The following is a 20,047-nucleotide window of genomic DNA, read 5'->3' on the forward strand; positions in this document are numbered from 1 at the left end:
ATTATTTCACTGTCGGCCACTGTCCGCCCGAGCAGCGTGCGATGCCGGCCAGATCCATGCGGCTTTGCACCTCTGCGAAGCCCTGCTCGCGCAGCAGCGCGCACACGGCATCCGCCTGGTCGTGGCCGTGCTCCAGCAGCAGCCAACCCCCTGGCAGAAGGTGATCGGGGGATTGCACCACGATGGTGCGTATGTCGTCCAGCCCATCGGTGCCGCTGGCCAGGGCCGAGAGGGGCTCGTGGGTCAGCGCGGCCAGGTGCGGGTCGGCCGCGGCAATGTAGGGCGGGTTGGAGACGATGGCGTCGAACAGGCCCTCCACCCCCTGCAGCCAGTCGGCGTGCGCGAACTGCACCGGCAGCGCCAGCCGCTGGGCGTTGGCCTGGGCCACGGCCAGCGCGTCGGTGCTGGCATCCACGGCCAGCACGCGGGCCGCCGGGCGCTGGTGCTGCAGTGCCAGGGCAATGGCGCCGCTGCCCGTGCCCAGGTCTGCGATGCGCGGGGCGGGCAGGGGGGCGATCAGTTCCAGGGTCCAGTCCACCAGGGTCTCGGTATCGGGGCGCGGGTCCAGCACGCGGGCGTCGACCGAGAGGGCCAGGCCGTAGAACTCCTTCCTGCCCGTGAGGTAGGCCACGGGCTCGCCGGTAGCTCGGCGCAGGCACAGGGCCTGGTAGCGCCGAGAGGCATCGGATGCCAGCGCGTCCGTGTCGTGCGCCAGCAGCCAGGCGCGGTCGGTGGCGGCGCGGCCCAGCACGTGCAGCAGCAGCAGTTGCGCGTCGATGCGCGCCAGGCCCAGGGTGCGTGCCAGGCCCAGGGCGTCGGCCACGGTGGCGGGCGGGTTGGGGGTGGTGTCGTCCATGGCGGGTCTGGGTGGGGGCTGGCTCAGCCGGCCGCTCCCATTTCCAGCTCTTCGAGCTGCTCGGCCTCGCGCGCATGGGCCATGGCCTGCAGCACGTCGGCCAGGTCGCCTTCCATCACCAGCAGCAGCTTGTACAGCGTGAGGTTGATGCGGTGGTCCGTGAGCCGGCCCTGCGGGAAGTTGTAGGTGCGGATGCGGTCGCTGCGGTCGCCGCTGCCGATCAGGCCCTTGCGCAGCGCGGCCTCCTTGGCGGCGCGCTCGCTGCGCTCCTTCTCCTGGATGCGCGCCTGCAGCACCTGCAGGGCCTTGGCTTTGTTGCTGTGCTGGCTGCGGCCGTCCTGGCACTCGGCCACGATGCCGGTGGGCAAGTGCACCACGCGCACCGCCGAGTCGGTCTTGTTGATGTGCTGGCCCCCGGCGCCGCTGGCACGGAAGGTGTCGATGCGCAGGTCTGCCGGGTTGAGCTTGATGGCCTCGGTCTCGTCGGGCTCGGGCATCACGGCCACCGTGCAGGCGCTGGTGTGGATGCGGCCCTGCGTCTCGGTGGCCGGCACGCGCTGGACGCGGTGCCCGCCCGATTCGAACTTGAGCGTGCCATACACGTTGTCACCCTCGATGCGCAGCACGATTTCCTTGTAGCCCCCGAGCTCGGCCGCGTTCTCGCTCACCACCTCGACCTTCCAGCCCACGTTGGCGGCGTAGCGTGAATACATGCGCGTGAGGTCGCCCGCGAACAGGGCCGACTCGTCGCCGCCCGTGCCCGCGCGAATTTCCATGAAGGCATTGCGCGTGTCGTCCGGGTCCTTGGGCAGCAGCAGGCGCTGCAGCTCATCCTCCAGCTGCAGCAGTTCGGCCTCGGCGCTGGCGATTTCTTCCTGCGCCATCTCGGCCATGTCGGGGTCGGCCAGCATCTCGCGCGCGCCGGCCAGGTCGGCCTCGCGCTGTACATAACGCGCATAGCGGCCCGCCACCTGGGTCACCTCGGCGTGCTCGCGCGAGAGCAGGCGGTACTGGGCCATGTCGCCCATGATGTCCTCGCGCGAGAGCAGGAAATCGAGCTCGCCCAAGCGCTGGGCATAGCGCTCCAGCTGGTTTCTGAGAAAAGTCTTCATGCGGTGAAAATCGGGGGAGGGGCTACGCGTTCGTAGCGGGCGCTGTCCTGTGGCGGGCAGCGGGCCTGGTGGGGCGGCGGGCGCCGCTACAGGCCGCTGTTCTTGCTTTGTGAACGCAGGAACAGGCGCGAGACGGTCTGGGCCGTCTGGGCGCGCATCTCGGCATCGCCCGCATGCAGCTCGGCCATGGTGCCGTGCAGCATCTTCTGCGTGATGCCGCGCGACAGGGCCTCCAGGACGGCATCCACATCTTCGCCACGGGCCAGCAGCTTCTTGGCGCGCGCGATCTCGGCGGTGCGCCAGCTGTCGGTCTGGGCATTGAGCTGCTGGATCAAGGGCACCACGCCACCTTCGGGGTGGCGCTGGTCCATCCAGTGCATGAAGCTCTGCACGCCGGCGTCGATGATGGCCTCGGCCTGCGCCACGGCGGCCTGGCGGTTGGCCTGGGCGGTCTGCACCACGCTGGCCAGGTCGTCCACGGTGTACAGGTAGACGTCGCCCAAGGCCTTGACCTCGGGCTCGATGTCGCGCGGCACGGCCAGGTCGACCATGAACATGGGGCGGTGGCGGCGCTTCTTGAGCGCGCGCTCCACGGCACCCAGGCCGATGATGGGCAGGCTGCTGGCGGTGCAACTGATCACGGCGTCGAACTCGTGCAGCCGCTCAGGCAGGTCGGCCAGGCGCATGACCTCGCCGCCAAAACGCGTGGCAAGTTTTTCGCCACGTTCCAGCGTGCGGTTGGCAATCGCGATCTGCTTAGGGTTCCTGGCCGCGAAGTGTGTGGCGCACAGCTCGATCATCTCGCCCGCGCCCACGAAGAGCACGCGGATCTTCCCCAGGTCTTCGAACAGCTGGCCCGCCAGGCGCACGGCGGCGGCCGCCATGCTGATGCTGTGCGCACCGATCTCGGTGGAGGTGCGCACCTCCTTGGCCACGGCAAAGCTGCGCTGGAACAGCTGGTTCAAGGTGGTGCCCAGGGCGCCGGCGGTTTCGGCGGCGCGCACGGCGTCCTTCATCTGGCCCAGGATCTGGGCTTCGCCCAGCACCATCGAGTCGAGCCCGCTGGCCACGCGGAAGGCATGGCGCGCCACCAGGCTGTCTTCGAGCGAATAGGAATGCGAGCGCAGCAGCGCCGGGCTCACGCCGCCGCTTTGCGCCAGCCAGCCCAGGGTGTGGTCGATGGCCGCCTGCTCGCCCGCGCAGTAGATCTCGGTGCGGTTGCAGGTGGAAATGATGGCGGTTTCCACCCCGGGGTGGCGGCTTACCTGGCCCAGCGACTGGCGCAGGCCGTGCAGCGTGGGGGCAATCTGGTCGAGCGCGAACGCGAACCGGCCGCGCAGATCGAGCGGCGCGGTGGTGTGGTTGATGCCGAGGGCCCAGACTGCCATAGACGCCGATTATAAAATTGTTGGAACATCCCGGTGCACCTGCCTGGGAAAGCCTTGATTTGGGTCAATTGCCATGGGTCCTTTGGACACGCTGAACCACCTGTTGAATTTCCTCGCGCCCGCCGCCGCCATGGCCGTGCTGATGGCGCTGGGAGCCCGCCTGTTGGGCTGGAAATCCACCGCATTCCGCGCCACATGGGCGCAGGTCGCTATCCAATTCGCAGTGGGCAGCGCGGTGCTGTTGGGCGGGCTGGTGCTGCAGGGCCGCGACGGCAAGATGGCCACCTATGCCGCGCTGGTGCTGGCCTGCGCCACCTGCCAGTGGGCCATGGGCAAGAGCTGGAAGGGCTGAACGCCCCTTCGCGCAGACCGGTCAGGCCGGCGCTGCTGGCGTGACCGGTGCCAGCGGCGTATCTCCACCCTGGGCCCGCGTGCCGTGCGTGACGGCCGTCGTGGCCGGCGGTGACAGTGCCAGGCCTGCGTCGCGCAGGCTGTCCAGGATGGAGAACAGCAGGTCGCTGCGCACCCCGCCCGCATTGCGCGGGTTGCTCACGTAGCCGATGGCCAGGAAAGTCAGCGTACCGTTCAGGATGCCTTCGAGTTGCACGACGGGCTCGGGGTCGGCCATGATGCCCTCGTGGGCCGCGAAGGCCGCCAGGATCACCTCGCGCATGCGCTGGGCGTCGGTATCGAGCGGCGCCGGCAGGCGCAGCAGCACGCGGCCGGGGGCACCGGTCAGCGTCATGTTGCGCACGGTCTTGGTGATGAACTCGGAGTTGGGCACGATCACGGTGGAGCGGTCCCCGAGCTGGATCTCGGTGGCGCGCACGTTCACCCGGCGCACGTCGCCCTCGGTCTCGCCCAGCACCACCCAGTCGCCCACGCGCACCGGCCGCTCGGCCAGCAGGATCAGGCCCGAGATGAAGTTCTGCACGATGGCCTGCAGTCCGAAGCCGATGCCCACCGACAGTGCGCTGGCCACCCAGGCGATGCGCTCCACGCTGATGCCCAGGCCCGCCAGCGCGATGGCGATCACCGCCACGCCGCCCACATAGCCCAGCAGGGTGACGATGGAGCTGCGCATGCCCGGTTCCAGCGAGGTGTTCGGAAAGAACTGGTCGCTGAGCCAGCGCTTCAGGATGCGGATCATCACGAAGCCGGCGCAGGCGATCGCCAGCGCCGTCAGCAGCGCCTGGGGCGCCAGCGTCACGCTGCCCACCTGCAGGGTCTGGTTCACGCTGCCGCCGCGGCGGAACACTTCGTCGGGCGCCGTGCCCAGCGGTGCCAGCAGGGCGATCGCCATGTAGAACAGCAGCACCACGCGCAGCGCGCCCGAGGCCACCACGGCGCTCTGGTCCAGGAGCTTGCCATCCACGCCCAGGCCCTTGTGCAGGCGCTGGCCGAAGCCGCCGCGCGAGGACAGCACGGCCTGCGCCACGTCCTCCACCAGTTCGAACAACAGGTAGGTGGTGGCAAAGACCACGCCGGTCCAGACCATCTGGCCCGCCAGCATGTGCGCCAGGGCCACGAAGCCCAGCACCAGCAGCACCAGGATCGCGAAGGCCGTGGCCGCTGCGCCCGCCACCAGCAAGCCCATCCAGATGGGGCGCGGGGCCGGTGCCTCCGGCGCCGGCTCGCTGGCGCTGCCTTGCTGCGCATCCTGGCCCGCGCTGGCGGGCTGTGCGGCAGCGGGCGCGGGCGCGCGCAGGTGGCGCAGCGCACACAGGATGACCAGGGCCATCAGCAGGGCCGACACCGCATGCGCCGACACCTCGGCCGAGAGGCTGGCGCCCACCACGCGGTTGACCTCGATGACCAGCCCACCGAGCACGGTTGCCAGCGCCAGCCACCAGGGGTAGGGGGCGAGGCGCGTGGCCAGCTCATCCGAGAGGGCTGTGAGGCGCCAGGAGCTGCGCTTGCGGGAGATGAGGGCATGGCCGAGCGCGATCATGAACGCGGCGAACACCACCAGCTGCAGGGTGGCGCGCTCGAAGGCCTGCAGCCGCGGGCTCGGCACCGCTTCCACCGTGAGCCCGCCCCAGGCCAGCTGGACGGCCAGGGCCAGCAGCATGGTGTGCACCAGCACCGATGCGAACGCCAGCAGCGAGCGGCGCAGCCGCCCGGGCGGCAGCCGCGCCGGCGCCAGGCGCAGCAGCAGTCGCTCTGCCAGCCAGGGCCCGGCGATGGCAGCGAACAAGGCCATGGCCAGGCTGACCACGAAGCCCGTGCGGTGTGCGGGCTCCCAGGCCCTGGCTACCGACTGCTGCAGCTCGGCGGCCAGCGACTGCAGGCGTGCTAGGTCGCCGGGGAAGGCGCTGCGCACATTGCGCCAGAAGGTGCCGGTCAGGGGCGAGTCGATGCGCGTCGTGAGCGCGGTCTGGAACTGCTCGCGGCGCTGGCGGATGATGTCCGCGCTGCGCTGCTCGGCGTCCACCGCGATCAGGCGCGCGAGCTTGAGCTCGGCGTCGATGCTGCTGCGCTCCTTGGCCAGCGCGCTGCGCTGCTGTGCGACATCGGGCGCCTCTGCCACTGCCCCCTTGTCCGGTGCCGGGCCCAGGCCGGAAAGCCGGGTATCGACGTCGGCCAGCGCTTCGGCGCGGCGTGCTGCCACCTGCGTGGCCGCCGTGCCGATGGCCGAGATGTCGCTGAGCCATTGGCGGTAGTCGTCGTCTTCGCCGATCTTGGCGGGGATGGCCTCGAAGCGTTCGCGCAGCGTGTCCACGCTGGGCAGCTCGGGCTTTTCACTGGAGGAACTGCTGCTGGCGGCAGCCGCAGGAGGGGCCGGAGTGCGGCCCTGGGCGTGTGCGGGGGCTGTCTGCAGCCCGACCAGCGCCACCACGAAGGCCAGGAAGGCTGTGCCGGCGGCCAGGCGGGCACGGATGCGATGCAATGTCATGCCCGCATTGTGCTGCGCCCACCGCAGCCCCTGTGAGAGAGTGTTCCAGCCCGCGGCAGCCGGCTGCCTGGCAGGCGGGTCAGCTTGCCGGGCTGAACAGATCGACCCGGTCGGTGATGATGCCGTCCGTGCCCAGCGCGATCAGGCGCTGCACGGCCCAGGGATCGTTCACGGTGTAGCTCAGCGCCCGCATGCCCTGGCCATGCACGGTGGCCACCAGTGCGGCATCCCACAGCGCGTGGTTGCAGACGATGGCCACGCAGCCCAGGCCATGGGCTTCGTCGACGAAACCCTGGCGGTGCACGTCGACCAGCAGCGCACGCGGCAGTTGTGGCGCCGTGGCACGCGCGCTCGCCAGCGCAACGGGCTGGAAGGATGACAGCAGTGGTGGCACGGCCTGGTCCTGCCACAGGCGGGCGGCGGTCTCGGCCACCACGCGGCCGGTGGCGTCATCCTGCCCGGGCGTGGGCTTGATCTCGATGTTCAGGAAGTAGGCGTTGGCGATGCAGTAGCGCGCCAGGGCCTCCAGTGTGGGCAGGGGTTCGCCGGCATGCGCGCGCGAATGCCAGCCGCCCGCGTCGAGCTGCGACAGGGCGCTCCAGTCCAGGTCGCCGCCGGTGCCCCGGCCATTGGTGGTGCGCTGCAGCGTGGCGTCGTGCATCAGGAAGGGCACGCCGTCGCGGCTGAGCTTGGCATCGCATTCGAACATGCGGTAGCCGTGCTGGGCCCCGAGGCGAAACGCCGCCAGCGTGTTCTCGGGTGCCAGCTTGCCTGCGCCGCGGTGCGCGATCCAGCGCGGGTAGGGCCAGACCGCGGCCAGGTCGGCCTGGGTGTGCTCGTCGCTCATGCGCTTCAACCGGGAATGCGCTTGCCCGTGGTGGCGTCGAAGGCGTGCAGGCGGTCTGCCCGCGGCACCACGTGGATGATCGAATCGGGCGCCGGCGAGTGCGTGCCTTCTTCCACGCGCACGATGAGCTGCTCGCCATGCACGCGGCCGTAGATCAGGCGCTCGGCGCCCAGCAGCTCCACGGTTTCCACCTTGACTTCCCAACCCTCGCTGCGCACGTCCAGATGCTCGGGGCGGATGCCCAGGATGGTGCCGGGCTTGCCGCTCGGCGCGTTCTTGAGCAGGTTCATGGGCGGCGAGCCGATGAAGCTGGCCACGAAGGTCGAGGCAGGCGTGTGGTAGACCTCCTCGGGCGTGCCGAACTGCTCCATGTTGCCGGCGTTCATCACGATCATGCGCTCGGCCAGGGTCATGGCCTCGACCTGGTCGTGGGTCACGAACAGGCTGGTGATGCCCAGCTCGCGGTGCAGCTTCTGGATCTCCAGGCGGGTCTGGGCGCGCAGCTTGGCGTCCAGGTTGGACAGTGGCTCGTCGAACAGGAACACCTGCGGCTGGCGCACGATGGCACGGCCCATGGCCACGCGCTGGCGCTGGCCGCCCGAGAGCTCGCGCGGCTTGCGCTCGAGCAGGTGGCCGAGCTCCAGGATCTTGGCGGCCTTGTCCACGCGCGCCTTGATCTCGTCCTTGGGCACCTTGGCGATCTTCAGGCCATAGGCCATGTTCTCGAAGTTCGTCATGTGCGGGTAGAGCGCGTAGTTCTGGAACACCATGGCGATGTCGCGCTGGGCTGGTTCCAGGTCGTTCACGACGCGGTCGCCGATGCGCAGCTCGCCGCCGGAGATTTCTTCGAGGCCCGCCACCATGCGCAGCAGGGTGGATTTGCCGCAGCCCGAGGGGCCGACGATGACGACGAACTCGCCGTCCTTGACCTCGGCGTTCACGCCATGGATGACCTGGTTGGCCTTGGGGCCGGTGCCGTAGCGCTTGACGATATTGCGAAGAGAAATGGATGCCATAACAACTTTGGGATCTGGGTTGTGTCTGGGCGGCACGGGTGGGTGGCCGCCACGGTCATTGGGTTGCGGGTGGTCGCCTTACTTTTCGGTATCGACCAGGCCCTTGACGAACCAGCGCTGCATGAACACCACCACCAGCGCGGGCGGCAGCATGGCCAGCAGGGCCGTGGCCATCACGATGTTCCATTCGTTGCCGGTATCGCCGCCGGCGATCATGCGCTTGATGCCGATCACCACGGGGTACATGTCTTCCGAGGTGGTCACCAGCAGCGGCCACAGGTACTGGTTCCAGCCGTAGATGAACTGGATCACGAACAGCGCGGCGATCGAGGTGCGCGACAGCGGCACCAGGATGTCCTTGAAGAAGCGCATGGGGCCGGCGCCGTCCACACGGGCGGCCTCCACCAGCTCGTCGGGCACCGTGAGGAAGAACTGGCGGAACAGGAAGGTCGCCGTGGCCGAGGCGATCAGCGGCACCGTCAGGCCCGCATAGCTGTTGAGCATGCCCAGGTTGGAGACCACCTGGTAGGTGGGCCCGATGCGCACTTCCACCGGCAGCATCAGCGTGATGAAGATCAGCCAGAAGCAGATGCCCTTGAAGGGGAAGCGGAAGTACACGATGGCGAAGGCCGAGAGCAGTGAGATCGAGATCTTGCCCACGGTGATCACGATGGCGGTGACGAAGCTCACCCACATCATGCGCGCCACGGGCGCGGTGGAGCCCGCGCCCGAGCCGCCGCCGAACAGGGTGTCGTGGTAGGTCTGCCAGAAGTTGCTGCCGGGCAGCAGGGGCATGGGCGCCTGCACGATGTCCTGGGCGGTGTGCGTGGAGGCCACGAATGCCAGGTACAGCGGGAAGCCGACGATGATCACCCCCAGCACCATGATCAGGTGCGAGAAGAGTTTCAGGTAAGGACTGCGTTCAACCATCTCAATACTGCACTTTCTTTTCCACGTAGCGGAACTGGATCACCGTCAGGGTCACCACGATGAACATCAGCACCACCGACTGCGCGGCCGAGCCACCCATGTCCATGGCCTTGAAGCCGTCGTAGTAGACCTTGTAGACCAGGATCGAGGTGTCGCGTCCCGGGCCGCCCTGCGTGGTCGAGTCCACGATGGCGAAGGTGTCGAAGAAGGCGTAGACCACGTTGATCACCAGGAGGAAGAACGTGGTGGGCGAGAGCAGCGGGAACTGGATGCTCCAGAACCGGCGCCAGGGGCCGGCACCGTCGATGGCGGCGGCTTCGATCAGCGACTTGGGGATGGACTGCAGGCCCGCCAGGAAGAACAGGAAGTTGTAGGAAATCTGCTTCCACACGGCCGCCACCACGATCAGCGCCATGGCGTGGTCGGAGTTGAGCATGTGGTTCCAGTTGAAGCCCGACTGGCGCAGCATGTAGGTCACCACGCCGAGCGAGGGCGAGAACATGAACATCCACAGCACGCCGGCCACGGCCGGGGCCACGGCATAGGGCAGCAGCAGCGCGGTCTTGTACGCCAGGGCGCCCTTGACGATGCGGTCCGCAAAGATGGCCAGGATCAGGGACAGGCTGATGCCGCTGACCGCCACCAGGATGGAGAAAAACGCCGTGGTCTTGAACGAGGCCAGGTAGCCGGCGTCCTGGAACAGGGCCTTGAAATTGTCGAAGCCCACCCACTCGTTGGAGAAGCCGAAGGTGTCCTGCACCTGGAACGACTGCACCAGGGCCTGGCCGGCCGGCCAGAAGAAGAAGACGCTGATGATGACCAATTGGGGTGCCAGAAGCACCCACGGCAGCCATGCTGAGCGGAAGAGAACGCGTTTTTCCATGTCCAGACTCTCAAAAAGACAACCCGCCACCCAGCAAACCGGGTCGGTTTGCGAGGGAGGCGGGCTTTCGGCAGCGCCCTGGCCGGTGTGCCGGGGCTGCTGCCATGAGCGCTCAGGGAGCGCTTACTTGTTGGCGCGGGCGAAGCGCACCAGTTGCTCGTTGCCGCGGGTCACGGCCGTGTCCAGGGCTTCCTTGGGGGACTTCTTGCCGGCCCAGATCTGTTCGGTTTCTTCGTCGATGATGGTGCGGATCTGCACGAAGTTGCCCAGGCGGATGCCGCGCGACTTGTCGGTGGCCTTGCGAATCATCTGCGTCACGGCCACGTCGGTGCCGGGGTTCTTCTCGTAGAAACCGGAGGCTTCGGTCAGCTTGTAGGCCGCCGTGGTCACCGGCAGGTAGCCGGTACGCTGGTGGCTTGCGGCCTGCACCTTGGTGTCGTTCAGGAAGTTCAGGAAGTCGGCCACGCCCTTGTATTCCTCGGCCTTCTTGCCGGACATCACCCACAGGCTGGCACCACCGATGGCGGTGTTCTGGGGCGCGCCCTTCACGTCGTCGTAGTAGGGCAGAGCCGAGATGCCGTAAGCAAACTTGGCTTCCTTGGCCACGCGGGCGTACAGGCCCGACGAGCCGGTGATCATGGCGCACTCGCCCGAGGGGAAGGAGGCGTCAGGCGCGTTGCCGCGGCCCTTGTAGACGAAGCTGCCGTCCTTGGAGGCCTTGGCCAGGTTCTCGAAGTGGCGCACGTGCAGCGGCGTGTTGATCTGCAGCTGCGCATCATTGCCGTCGAAACCGTTGTTCTTGGACGCGAACAGCGTGTTGTGCCACAGCGAGAAACTCTCCAGCTGCGTCCAGCTGATCCAGCTGGTGGTGAACGGGCAGCTGTGGCCGCTGGCCTTGAGCTTGGAGGCGGCTGCGAACACTTCGGGCCAGGTCTTGGGCGGCTTGTCGGCGTCCAGGCCGGCCTTCTTGAAGGCGTCCTTGTTGTAGTAGAAGATGGTGGTGGAGCTGTTGAGCGGGTAGCTCAGCATCTGGCCATTGGGCGCCGTGTAGTAGCCGGCCACGGCCGACACGTACTGGGTGGGGTCGAACTTGAAGCCGCCGTCGTTCAGCACCTTGGCGGCGGGCACGATGGCGCCCTTGCTGGCCATCATGGTGGCAGTGCCCACTTCGAACACCTGGATGATGTGGGGGGCATTGCCCGCACGGAAAGCCGCGACCGCACCGGTCATCGACTCGTCGTAGGTCCCCTTGTAGGTTGGCACGACCTTGTACTTGGTCTGGCTGGCGTTGTACTGCTTGGCCAGATCGTTCACCCAGTCACCCAGGGCGGCGCTCATGGAGTGCCACCATTGGATTTCTACTTGTTGGGCCTGCGCGGGCGCGCAGACGGACAGGGCGACGGCAGCAGACAGTGCCAGGTGCTTGAGTTGCATGGATGGTTCCTTCCGGAGATGGCGAAATGCACAAAGGGCGGATGCTAGGCAGCCCTTGTGACAGTGATGTGTCGTTGTCGCACAGCACTGTAGTGGTCACAACTGGGGAAATCCCCTTGCACCAGGTGCAATGTGTCCAATTGTGACTCTTTTGTGACAGCATTTTGCCATTCACGGACCGCTGCAAGGTTTTGTGCGTTGCACCATCCTTGGTGCATAGTGGTGCTTGCGCTGCACACCTTCGGTGCGCTGCGCATGACCTGTTCCGTTTTTCATCCGCAACCACCAACTGCCATGGCCAACAACTCTCTGGACAAGAACAAGATCAAATTCCTGCTGCTCGAAGGCATCCACCCCTCTGCGGTGGACGTGCTGCGCTCCGCGGGATACACCCAGATCGAAACCGTCTCCGGCGCATTGCCCGACGAGGAGTTGAAGGCCAAGATCGCGGACGTGCACTTCCTGGGCATCCGCTCACGCACCCAGTTGACCGAGGAAGTATTCGCCAAGGCCGGCAAGCTCGTGGCCGTGGGGTGCTTTTGCATCGGTACCAACCAGGTGGACCTCGATGCCGCGCGCGAGCGTGGCATCGCCGTGTTCAACGCCCCGTATTCCAACACCCGCTCGGTCGCCGAGCTGGTGCTGGCCGAGGCCATCCTGCTCTTGCGCGGCGTGCCCGAGAAGAATGCCGTGGCGCACCGCGGCGGCTGGCTCAAGTCGGCCGACAATGCCTACGAGATCCGTGGCAAGACCCTGGGCATCATCGGCTACGGCTCCATCGGCACCCAGCTGTCGGTGCTGGCCGAGGCGCTGGGCATGCAGGTGGCGTTCTTCGACGTGGTCAACAAGCTGCCCCTGGGCAATGCGCGCCAGGTGCACAAGCTGCACGACCTGCTGGCGCAAAGCGACATCGTGACCCTGCACGTGCCCGAGCTGCCCTCCACGCAGTGGATGATCGGCGCCGCCGAGATCGCCGCCATGAAGCCCGGCGGCATCCTGATCAACGCCGCCCGCGGCACGGTGGTCGAGATCGAGCCCCTGGCCGAGGCGCTCAAGGCGCGCAAGCTGCTGGGTGCCGCCATCGACGTCTTCCCCGTCGAGCCACGCACCAACAAGGACGAGTTCCTGTCCCCCCTGCGCGGGCTGGACAACGTGATCCTGACCCCACACGTGGGGGGCTCCACCATGGAGGCCCAGGCCAACATCGGCCTGGAAGTGGCCGAAAAGCTTGTGAAATACAGCGACAACGGCACCAGCACCTCGTCGGTCAACTTCCCCGAGGTGGCGCTGCCGGCCCACCCCGGCAAGCACCGCCTGCTGCACATCCACCGCAACGTACCGGGCGTGCTGTCCGAGATCAACCGCATCTTCTCGGACAACCAGATCAACATCTCGGCCCAGTACCTGCAGACCAACGAGAAGGTCGGCTACGTGGTGATCGACATCGACGCGGCCTCGTCCGACCTGGCGCTGGACAAGCTGGCTGGAGTCACCGGCACGCTGCGCAGCCGGGTGCTGTTCTGAGCCGCGCCTGAGTGGGTCCGCGGGGTGGGGCGAGGGCCCGCCCTGCGCCGGCCGGGCCTCTGGCGTAAAATCACGCCCCCGAGGCTCATGGGCGCGCAGCGCCCACCCCAGGTAGACCCCCATGAATGTTCCGATAGCGTTGGCTGCCTTGCAGACGCAGGCCGCCGAGCCTGTGCGTCTGCGCGAGATCCCCTATAACTACACCTCGTTCTCCGACCGGGAGATCGTGATCCGCCTGCTGGGGTCCCCGGCCTGGGAGGTTCTCGATCAGCTGCGCAAGGAACGGCGCACCGGGCGCTCCGCCCGCATGCTCTACGAGGTGCTGGGCGACATCTGGGTGGTGCAGCGCAACCCCTATCTGCAGGACGACCTGCTGGACAACCCCGGCCGGCGCAAGCAGCTGGTGGAGGCCCTGCAACACCGCCTGGCCGAGATCGACAAGCGCCGCACCCCGGGCGACGACGCCGGGCGCGACCGCCTGGTGGGCGAGCTGGTCGAGGCCGCCGGCAAGGCCGTGACCGCGTTCAACGCCACGTTCGTGCAGGCCACCGAGTTGCGCCGGCGCATCCAGCGCACGCTGGGGCGCCTGACGGCCAAGGACAACATCAAGTTCGACGGCCTGTCGCGCGTGAGCCACGTGACCGACGCCACCGACTGGCGCGTGGAATACCCCTTCGTGGTGCTGGTGCCCGACACCGAGACCGAGATGGCCCTGCTGGTCAAGGGCTGCATCGAACTCGGGCTGACCATCATTCCGCGCGGGGGCGGCACCGGCTACACCGGCGGCGCCATCCCGCTGACCTGGAAGAGCGTGGTCATCAACACCGAGAAGCTCGAGGCCATGACCGAGGTGGAAATGCGCCGCCTGCCGGGCATGGACACCGAGGTGGGCACTGTCTGGACCGAAGCCGGCGTGGTCACGCAGCGCGTGGCCGATGCCGCCGAGCGCGCGGGCTTCGTCTTCGCCGTGGACCCGACCAGTGCCGAGGCCTCGTGCATCGGCGGCAACATCGCCATGAACGCCGGCGGCAAGAAGGCCGTGCTCTGGGGCACGGCGCTCGACAACCTGGCCAGCTGGCGCATGGTGACACCCGAGGCCCAGTGGCTCGAAGTCACGCGCCTGGACCACAACATGGGCAAGATCCATGACGTGGAGACCGCGACCTTCGAGCTGCAGTACTTCGAGGCCGACGGCAAGACGCCTGTGCGCACCGAGCGCCTGGCCATCCCGGGCCGCACCTTCCGCAAGGAAGGTCTGGGCAAGGACGTGACCGACAAGTTCCTCTCGGGCCTGCCCGGCATCCAGAAGGAGGGCTGCGACGGCCTGATCACCAGCGCGCGCTGGGTGGTGCACCGCATGCCCGAGCACACACGCACCGTGTGCATGGAGTTCTTCGGCAACGCCAAGGACGCGGTGCCCAGCATCGTCGAGATCAAGGACTACATGTTCGCCGAGCAAAAGCGCTCGGGCGTGCTGCTGGCCGGCCTGGAACACCTGGACGACCGCTACCTCAAGGCCGTGGGCTACGCCACCAAGAGCAAGAAGGGCAACGGCGGTCTGCCCAAGATGGTGCTCATCGGCGACATCGCGGGCGACAACGCCGACGAGGTGGCGCGCGTGACCAGCGAGGTGGTGCGCATCGCCAACTCGCGCAACGGCGAGGGCTTCATCGCCATCAGCCCCGAGGCGCGCAAGAAGTTCTGGCTCGACCGCAAGCGCACGGCCGCCATCAGCCGCCACACCAACGCCTTCAAGATCAACGAAGACGTGGTGATCCCGCTGCCGCGCATGGCCGAGTACACGGACGGCATCGAGCGCATCAACATCGAGCTGTCGCTGCGCAACAAGATCAAGCTGTGCGATGCGCTCACCGACTTCTTCGAGCGCGGCAACCTGCCCCTCGGAAAGCACGACGACGCCAATGAGATCCCTTCGGCCGAGCTGCTTGAGGACCGCGTGGCCCAGGCCATCGCCCTGGTGGCCGAAGTGCGCACGCTGTGGGCCACCTGGCTGCAAAACGTGGACAGCCTGTTTCCCCAGTTGCAGGACCACACCCTGCGGGCGAGCTGGAAGACCCAGTTGCGTGCACCCCTGCAAGGCATCTTCGCGGGCGCGGCCTTCAAGCCCATCCTCGACGAGGCCACCGCCATCCACAAGCGCGTGCTCAAGGGCCGTGTCTGGGTGGCCCTGCACATGCATGCCGGCGACGGCAACGTGCACACCAACCTGCCGGTCAACAGCGACGACTACGAGATGCTGCAGACCGCGCACGGGGCGGTGGAGCGCATCATGGTGCTGGCGCGTAGCCTCGATGGCGTGATCTCGGGCGAGCACGGCATCGGCATCACCAAGCTCGAATTCCTGACCGACGAGGAACTGCGCCCGTTCGCCGAGTACAAGCAGCGCGTCGACCCCGAGGGCCGCTTCAACAAGGGCAAGCTGCTGCGCGATGCCGCGCCGGTGCTGGCCATGGACGCCACCCCCGGCGGCCAGGCGCGCGACCCGGCCTTGCTGCACGCCGACCTGACCAACGCCTACACGCCGAGCTTCGGCCTCATGGGGCACGAGTCGCTGATCATGCAGCAGAGCGACATCGGCGCCATCGCCGATTCCGTCAAGGACTGCCTGCGCTGCGGCAAGTGCAAGCCGGTGTGTGCCACGCACGTGCCGCGTGCCAACCTGCTGTACAGCCCGCGCAACAAGATACTGGCCACCTCGCTGCTGGTCGAAGCCTTCCTGTACGAGGAGCAGACCCGCCGCGGCGTGAGCATCAAGCACTGGCAGGAGTTCGAGGACGTGGCCGATCACTGCACGGTGTGCCACAAGTGCGCCAGCCCCTGCCCGGTGAAGATCGACTTCGGCGACGTCACCATGAACATGCGCAACCTGCTGCGCAAGATGGGCAAGAAGACCTTTCGCCCCGGCAATGCGCTGGCGATGACCATGCTCAACGCCACCAACCCCGAGACCATCAAGTTCATGCGCAGCGCCATGGTGGACGTGGGCTTCAAGGCCCAGCGCATGGCCGTGGACCTGCTGCGCAAGGTCGGCCGCAAGCAGACCGCCAAGCCGCCGGCCACCGTGGGCACCGCCCCGGTCAAGGAGCAGGTGATCCACTTCATCAACAAGAAGCTGCCCGGCGGCCTGCCCAAGCGCACCGCGCGCGCCCTTTTGGACATCGAGGACAAGGACTACGTCCCCATCATCCGCAACCCCAAGGCCACCACGGCCGAGGCCGAGGCGGTGTTCTACTTCCCCGGCTGTGGCTCGGAGCGCCTGTTCAGCCAGGTGGGCCTGGCCACGCAGGCCATGCTCTGGCACGCGGGCGTGCAGACCGTGCTGCCCCCGGGCTACCTGTGCTGCGGCTACCCGCAGCGCGGCAGCGGCCAGTTCGACAAGGCCGAGAAGATGATCACCGACAACCGGGTGCTCTTCCACCGCGTGGCCAATACGCTGAACTACCTCGACATCAAGACCGTGGTGGTCAGCTGCGGCACCTGCTACGACCAGCTGCAGGGCTACGAGTTCGACAAGATCTTCCCGGGCAGCCGCATCATCGACATCCACGAGTACCTGCTGGAAAAGGGCATCGCGCTGCAGGGCAAGGGCGCCTACCTGTACCACGAGCCCTGCCACAACCCCATGAAGCAGCAGGACGCCTTGAAGACCGTCAAGGCGCTGGTGGGCGAGCAGGTGCTCAAGAGCGAGCGCTGCTGCGGTGAATCGGGCACGCTGGGCGTGACGCGCCCCGACATCTCCACCCAGGTGCGCTTTCGCAAGGAGGAGGAGATCAAGAAGGGCGAAGCCGCCCTGCGTGCCAGCGGCGCCGTGGGTGCGCAGGACAACGTGAAGATCCTCACCAGCTGCCCGAGCTGCCTGCAGGGCCTGAACCGCTACCAGGACGACCTGAACAACGGCCTGCTAGAAGCCGATTACATCGTGGTCGAGATGGCGCGCGAGATCCTGGGTGAGAACTGGATGCCCGAGTACGTGGAGCGTGCCAATGCGGGCGGCATCGAGCGGGTGCTCGTATGAGTGAACGCATTGCCTGCCCCCTGTGTGCCGCCGATGGTGGCACGCTGGTCTGGCGGGGCGGTCGTCTGCGCCTGATCCGTGCGGATGAAGCCGGCTTTCCGGCCTTCTACCGCGTGGTGTGGAATGCCCATGCGGCCGAGTTTTCCGATCTGTCGGCCGCCGAGCGCGTGCACTGCATGGAGGCCGTCACGGCCGTGGAGCGGGCGCTGCGCGAGCACCTCGCGCCCACCAAGGTCAACCTGGCGGCGCTGGGCAACATGGTGCCGCACCTGCACTGGCACGTGATCGCGCGCTTCACCTGGGACAGCCATTTCCCTGCGCCCGTGTGGGCGGCGGCCCAGCAGCCCGGCCCGGCCGGCGAAGAAGATGCGCTGCGCGCGCGCCTGCCTGCGGCCGAGGCGGCCATGGTGGTCGCGTTGCAGGGGCTTGGGGGCTGAAAGCCCCCCGGGTGGGACAATGCAGGCCGGCCTGGCAGTCGTTGCCAGGGCGCTTTTCACAGGTGGATATCCATGGCAGGTTTGAAAGCGGGTTCGCCCACGCCCCAGGCGCTCACGGTGCATGGCAAGTCGCGGGTGCTTGAAGTGGTGTTCTCGGACGGTGCCGCGTTCCGCATCCCGTTTGAGCTGATGCGCGTGTACTCGCCCTCGGCCGAGGTGCAGGGCCACGGCCCGGGCCAGGAAGTGCTGCAGACCGGCAAGCGCGACGTGACCCTCGAAGGGCTGGAGCCCATCGGCAACTACGCCGTCAAGCCCACCTTCTCGGACGGGCATGACACGGGCATCTTCACCTGGGCCTACCTGTACGAACTGGGCCAGCAGGAGGCCGCGCTGTGGGCGCAGTACGAAGGCCGGCTGGTCGAAGCCGGGGTGGACCGCGATGCGCCCATGGCCCCCCAGGCCAAGGGCCACGACCACGGCGGCAGCGCCTGCGGCGGCCATTGAGCCGGTCCCACGCGACCACTGTGGCCCGCGCGCACCACTGTGGCGCCCGGTGCACTGGCCTTTGGTGCTCTTTTTACAATAGCGAACCCGGCATGCATGGACAGGCGTTGTCTGTCTTTTGATGCCCTGATGTTGATAACCCCTGCGGCAGATGCCCCGTTTCAGTGCGGGGTTGTCGCTGTACCTTGGGCGCGCACGCGCCTAGCATGAATCCCATGAGCAGCACCCACTTCGGTTTCCAGTCGGTCGACGAGCAGGACAAGGCGCGCCACGTGCGCGGCGTGTTCGATTCGGTGGCGTCCAGATACGACGTCATGAACGACCTCATGTCGGCCGGCCTGCACCGCGCCTGGAAGGCCTACACCGTGATGGTGGCCAACCTGCGCGAGGGCAGTCAGGTGCTGGACATCGCGGGCGGCACGGGCGACCTGGCGCTGGCCTTCTCCAAGAAGGTGGGCACCACCGGCCGCGTGGTGCACACCGACATCAACGAAGCCATGCTGCGCACCGGGCGCGACCGCCTGATCGACGCCGGCGTGGTGCTGCCCACTCTGGTCTGCGATGCGGAGAAGCTGCCTTTTCCCGACGCGCACTTCGATGTGGTGAGCGTGGCGTTTGGTTTGCGCAACATGACGCACAAGGATGTTGCGCTCAAGGAAATGTGCCGCGTGCTCAAACCCGGCGGCAAGCTGCTGGTGCTCGAATTCTCCAAGGTCGCCAAGCCGCTCACCAAAGTCTACGACTGGTATTCCTTCAAGGTGCTGCCGCAGCTGGGCAAGCTGGTGGCCGGCGATGACGCGAGCTACCGCTACCTGGCCGAGTCCATCCGCATGCACCCGGGCCAGGAAGAACTCAAAAGCCTCATGCAACAAAGTGGCTTTGGGCATGTGGACTATCACAACATGACTGGCGGCATAGTGGCCTTGCATGTTGGAATCAAGTGCTGACAGGGGCCGTTCTGCCCCATACAAGATGGAGATGACATGATGAAACTGTGGTCTGTGGTTCTGGTGGCAATGCTGGCATTCGCGCATGCGGATGCCGATGCCCGCCGCCTGGGTGGCGGCAACTCCGTGGGCAAGCAGTCCAGCAACGTGACGCAGCGCGAGTCCGCGGCGCCCGGCGGTCCTGCCCAGAATGCCAACAACGCGGCCAAGCCGGCCGCGCCGGCTGCGGCCCCTGCCGCTGCAGCCCCCAAGAAGCCCTGGGGCGCCATGCTCGGCGGTCTGGCCGCGGGCCTGGGCCTGGCCTGGTTGGCCAGCTCGCTGGGCCTGGGTGCAGGCTTCGGCAACATCCTGATGATCCTGCTGCTGGCCGTGGCCGCGTTCGCCATCTTCAAGATGGTCATGCGCATGCGCAGCGGCGGCGGCAACAACCAGGGCGCTGCGGGTGGCTCGCCCTTCGCCTTCCAGGGCGCAGGTGCGGCCACGCCGGCCGCGGCCCAGGTACCCCCGCAGTACAGCCCGAACAACGTCGGCAACGATGCATCGGCCCGTCCCTGGGAGCGCAACAGCATGGCCTTCGATGCGGCGCGCGCACAGCAAACCGCTGCGGCTGGCGCTGCCGGCTCGGGCGTGGTGATCGGCTCCGGCCTGACCGGTGCCGCCGGTGCGGCCCTGTCCGGTTCGCAGAACTGGGGCGTGCCCGAGGGCTTCGACACGCCCGGTTTCCTGGCCGCTGCCAAGCGCAACTTCGTGACCCTGCAGGCCGCGTGGGACCGTTCGGACATCAACACCCTGCGCTCCATGATGACCGACAGCATGCTCGAAGAGATCCGCTCGCAGCTGGCCGAGCGCGAGACGCACCGCGGCGCCGAACCCAACCACACCGACGTGGTGATGATCGACGCGCAGCTGCTCGGCATCGAGGAGCTGGACGATGGCTACATGGCCAGCGTGGAGTTCTCGGGCATGATCCGCGAAGAGCTCTCGGCAGGCCCGAGCCCCTTCCGCGAAGTGTGGAACATGACCAAGGCCAAGAGCGGTGCCAGCGGCTGGCTCGTGGCCGGCGTGCAGGCCCTGCAGTGAGCACGGCTTTGTAAATCACCTCGGATCGGTCCAAAACCCATGTTTTGGGCCGAGTTCAGGGAATAATCGGGGACTATGGCAACACAGTCCCCTTTTTCGTTCCTGGACGGCCTCTTCGAGCGCCTGGCCGCAGGCCCGCAGCCGCCGCAATGGCTCC

16 protein-coding genes are annotated in these 20,047 nt (G+C 67.3%); 7 read left to right on the plus strand and 9 right to left on the minus strand.

Annotation, left to right across the window (positions count from 1 at the left end):
* Position 1: 1 nt before the first annotated feature.
* The 3 genes from prmC to hemA all read right to left on the minus strand — a co-directional run bounded on the left by prmC (position 2) and on the right by hemA (position 3,356).
* Positions 2 to 856: a peptide chain release factor N(5)-glutamine methyltransferase gene (gene prmC, locus PMI14_RS11955; RefSeq protein WP_007854574.1), complete on the minus strand. Its 855-nt coding sequence runs from the start codon at positions 854 to 856 to the stop codon at positions 2 to 4.
* 23 nt (positions 857 to 879) lie between these two features.
* Positions 880 to 1,968: a peptide chain release factor 1 gene (gene prfA / locus PMI14_RS11960; RefSeq protein WP_007854577.1), complete on the minus strand. Its 1,089-nt coding sequence runs from the start codon at positions 1,966 to 1,968 to the stop codon at positions 880 to 882.
* Positions 1,969 to 2,054: 86 nt separating this feature from the next.
* Complete coding sequence (gene hemA / locus PMI14_RS11965) at positions 2,055 to 3,356, minus strand: glutamyl-tRNA reductase (RefSeq protein WP_007854579.1); 1,302 nt, start codon at positions 3,354 to 3,356, stop codon at positions 2,055 to 2,057.
* Between the two features lie 73 nt (positions 3,357 to 3,429).
* Between hemA and PMI14_RS11970 the strand changes: the two genes are divergently transcribed.
* Positions 3,430 to 3,708, plus strand: a complete 279-nt coding sequence (locus tag PMI14_RS11970; RefSeq protein WP_007854580.1) for a hypothetical protein — start codon at positions 3,430 to 3,432, stop codon at positions 3,706 to 3,708.
* A gap of 21 nt (positions 3,709 to 3,729) precedes the next feature.
* Here PMI14_RS11970 and PMI14_RS11975 read toward each other — a convergent pair whose 3' ends face one another.
* The 6 genes from PMI14_RS11975 to ugpB all read right to left on the minus strand — a co-directional run bounded on the left by PMI14_RS11975 (position 3,730) and on the right by ugpB (position 11,362).
* Positions 3,730 to 6,252: a DUF3772 domain-containing protein gene (locus PMI14_RS11975; RefSeq protein WP_007854582.1), complete on the minus strand. Its 2,523-nt coding sequence runs from the start codon at positions 6,250 to 6,252 to the stop codon at positions 3,730 to 3,732.
* 79 nt (positions 6,253 to 6,331) lie between these two features.
* Positions 6,332 to 7,099, minus strand: coding sequence for a glycerophosphodiester phosphodiesterase (gene ugpQ / locus PMI14_RS11980; protein ID WP_007854585.1), 768 nt, complete (start codon positions 7,097 to 7,099; stop codon positions 6,332 to 6,334).
* 5 nt (positions 7,100 to 7,104) lie between these two features.
* Positions 7,105 to 8,115: a sn-glycerol-3-phosphate ABC transporter ATP-binding protein UgpC gene (gene ugpC, locus PMI14_RS11985; protein ID WP_007854588.1), complete on the minus strand. Its 1,011-nt coding sequence runs from the start codon at positions 8,113 to 8,115 to the stop codon at positions 7,105 to 7,107.
* A gap of 78 nt (positions 8,116 to 8,193) precedes the next feature.
* Complete coding sequence (gene ugpE, locus PMI14_RS11990; RefSeq protein WP_007854591.1) at positions 8,194 to 9,045, minus strand: sn-glycerol-3-phosphate ABC transporter permease UgpE; 852 nt, start codon at positions 9,043 to 9,045, stop codon at positions 8,194 to 8,196.
* Position 9,046: 1 nt separating this feature from the next.
* Positions 9,047 to 9,928 (minus strand): sn-glycerol-3-phosphate ABC transporter permease UgpA, encoded by an 882-nt coding sequence (gene ugpA, locus PMI14_RS11995; RefSeq protein WP_007854594.1) that lies wholly within the window; start codon positions 9,926 to 9,928, stop codon positions 9,047 to 9,049.
* 123 nt (positions 9,929 to 10,051) lie between these two features.
* The gene (gene ugpB / locus PMI14_RS12000) at positions 10,052 to 11,362 is read right to left on the minus strand and encodes a sn-glycerol-3-phosphate ABC transporter substrate-binding protein UgpB (RefSeq protein ID WP_007854596.1); all 1,311 of its coding nucleotides are present in this window, start codon (positions 11,360 to 11,362) and stop codon (positions 10,052 to 10,054) included.
* Between the two features lie 294 nt (positions 11,363 to 11,656).
* Between ugpB and serA the strand changes: the two genes are divergently transcribed.
* The 6 genes from serA (at position 11,657) to PMI14_RS12030 (ending at position 19,890) form a co-directional block, all read left to right on the plus strand.
* Entirely contained in the window at positions 11,657 to 12,886 is a 1,230-nt protein-coding gene (gene serA / locus PMI14_RS12005) for a phosphoglycerate dehydrogenase (RefSeq protein WP_007854597.1), read from the plus strand.
* Positions 12,887 to 13,007: 121 nt separating this feature from the next.
* Positions 13,008 to 16,922 carry an FAD/FMN-binding oxidoreductase gene (locus tag PMI14_RS12010; RefSeq protein ID WP_007854598.1) on the plus strand — a complete coding sequence of 1,305 codons (3,915 nt, stop codon included), beginning with the start codon at positions 13,008 to 13,010 and terminating at the stop codon, positions 16,920 to 16,922.
* Positions 16,919 to 17,359: an HIT family protein gene (locus PMI14_RS12015; protein ID WP_007854599.1), complete on the plus strand. Its 441-nt coding sequence runs from the start codon at positions 16,919 to 16,921 to the stop codon at positions 17,357 to 17,359. Before PMI14_RS12010 ends, PMI14_RS12015 begins: the two co-directional genes overlap by 4 nt.
* 72 nt (positions 17,360 to 17,431) lie before the next feature.
* Positions 17,432 to 17,863 (plus strand): gamma-butyrobetaine hydroxylase-like domain-containing protein, encoded by a 432-nt coding sequence (locus PMI14_RS12020; RefSeq protein ID WP_007854600.1) that lies wholly within the window; start codon positions 17,432 to 17,434, stop codon positions 17,861 to 17,863.
* A 215-nt stretch (positions 17,864 to 18,078) separates the two neighbouring features.
* On the plus strand, positions 18,079 to 18,810 hold the full coding sequence (ubiE, locus tag PMI14_RS12025) for a bifunctional demethylmenaquinone methyltransferase/2-methoxy-6-polyprenyl-1,4-benzoquinol methylase UbiE (RefSeq protein WP_007854601.1): 732 nt from the start codon (positions 18,079 to 18,081) through the stop codon (positions 18,808 to 18,810).
* A gap of 36 nt (positions 18,811 to 18,846) precedes the next feature.
* A complete protein-coding gene (locus tag PMI14_RS12030) occupies positions 18,847 to 19,890 on the plus strand; it encodes a Tim44 domain-containing protein (protein ID WP_007854602.1) in 1,044 nt (347 codons plus the stop codon).
* Positions 19,891 to 20,047: the final 157 nt, after the last annotated feature.

Source organism: Acidovorax sp. CF316, assembly GCF_000276605.1.
Classification (GTDB): domain Bacteria; phylum Pseudomonadota; class Gammaproteobacteria; order Burkholderiales; family Burkholderiaceae_C; genus Acidovorax.

What these genes read in the sequence shown, in the direction of transcription:
- prmC (WP_007854574.1), bottom strand. Translation starts at nt 856, where the DNA reads ATGGACGACACCACCCCCAACCCGCCCGCCACCGTGGCCGACGCCCTG.
- prfA (WP_007854577.1), bottom strand. Translation starts at nt 1,968, where the DNA reads ATGAAGACTTTTCTCAGAAACCAGCTGGAGCGCTATGCCCAGCGCTTG.
- hemA (WP_007854579.1), bottom strand. Translation starts at nt 3,356, where the DNA reads ATGGCAGTCTGGGCCCTCGGCATCAACCACACCACCGCGCCGCTCGAT.
- PMI14_RS11970 (WP_007854580.1), top strand. Translation starts at nt 3,430, where the DNA reads ATGGGTCCTTTGGACACGCTGAACCACCTGTTGAATTTCCTCGCGCCC.
- PMI14_RS11975 (WP_007854582.1), bottom strand. Translation starts at nt 6,252, where the DNA reads ATGACATTGCATCGCATCCGTGCCCGCCTGGCCGCCGGCACAGCCTTC.
- ugpQ (WP_007854585.1), bottom strand. Translation starts at nt 7,099, where the DNA reads ATGAGCGACGAGCACACCCAGGCCGACCTGGCCGCGGTCTGGCCCTAC.
- ugpC (WP_007854588.1), bottom strand. Translation starts at nt 8,115, where the DNA reads ATGGCATCCATTTCTCTTCGCAATATCGTCAAGCGCTACGGCACCGGC.
- ugpE (WP_007854591.1), bottom strand. Translation starts at nt 9,045, where the DNA reads ATGGTTGAACGCAGTCCTTACCTGAAACTCTTCTCGCACCTGATCATG.
- ugpA (WP_007854594.1), bottom strand. Translation starts at nt 9,928, where the DNA reads ATGGAAAAACGCGTTCTCTTCCGCTCAGCATGGCTGCCGTGGGTGCTT.
- ugpB (WP_007854596.1), bottom strand. Translation starts at nt 11,362, where the DNA reads ATGCAACTCAAGCACCTGGCACTGTCTGCTGCCGTCGCCCTGTCCGTC.
- serA (WP_007854597.1), top strand. Translation starts at nt 11,657, where the DNA reads ATGGCCAACAACTCTCTGGACAAGAACAAGATCAAATTCCTGCTGCTC.
- PMI14_RS12010 (WP_007854598.1), top strand. Translation starts at nt 13,008, where the DNA reads ATGAATGTTCCGATAGCGTTGGCTGCCTTGCAGACGCAGGCCGCCGAG.
- PMI14_RS12015 (WP_007854599.1), top strand. Translation starts at nt 16,919, where the DNA reads ATGAGTGAACGCATTGCCTGCCCCCTGTGTGCCGCCGATGGTGGCACG.
- PMI14_RS12020 (WP_007854600.1), top strand. Translation starts at nt 17,432, where the DNA reads ATGGCAGGTTTGAAAGCGGGTTCGCCCACGCCCCAGGCGCTCACGGTG.
- ubiE (WP_007854601.1), top strand. Translation starts at nt 18,079, where the DNA reads ATGAGCAGCACCCACTTCGGTTTCCAGTCGGTCGACGAGCAGGACAAG.
- PMI14_RS12030 (WP_007854602.1), top strand. Translation starts at nt 18,847, where the DNA reads ATGATGAAACTGTGGTCTGTGGTTCTGGTGGCAATGCTGGCATTCGCG.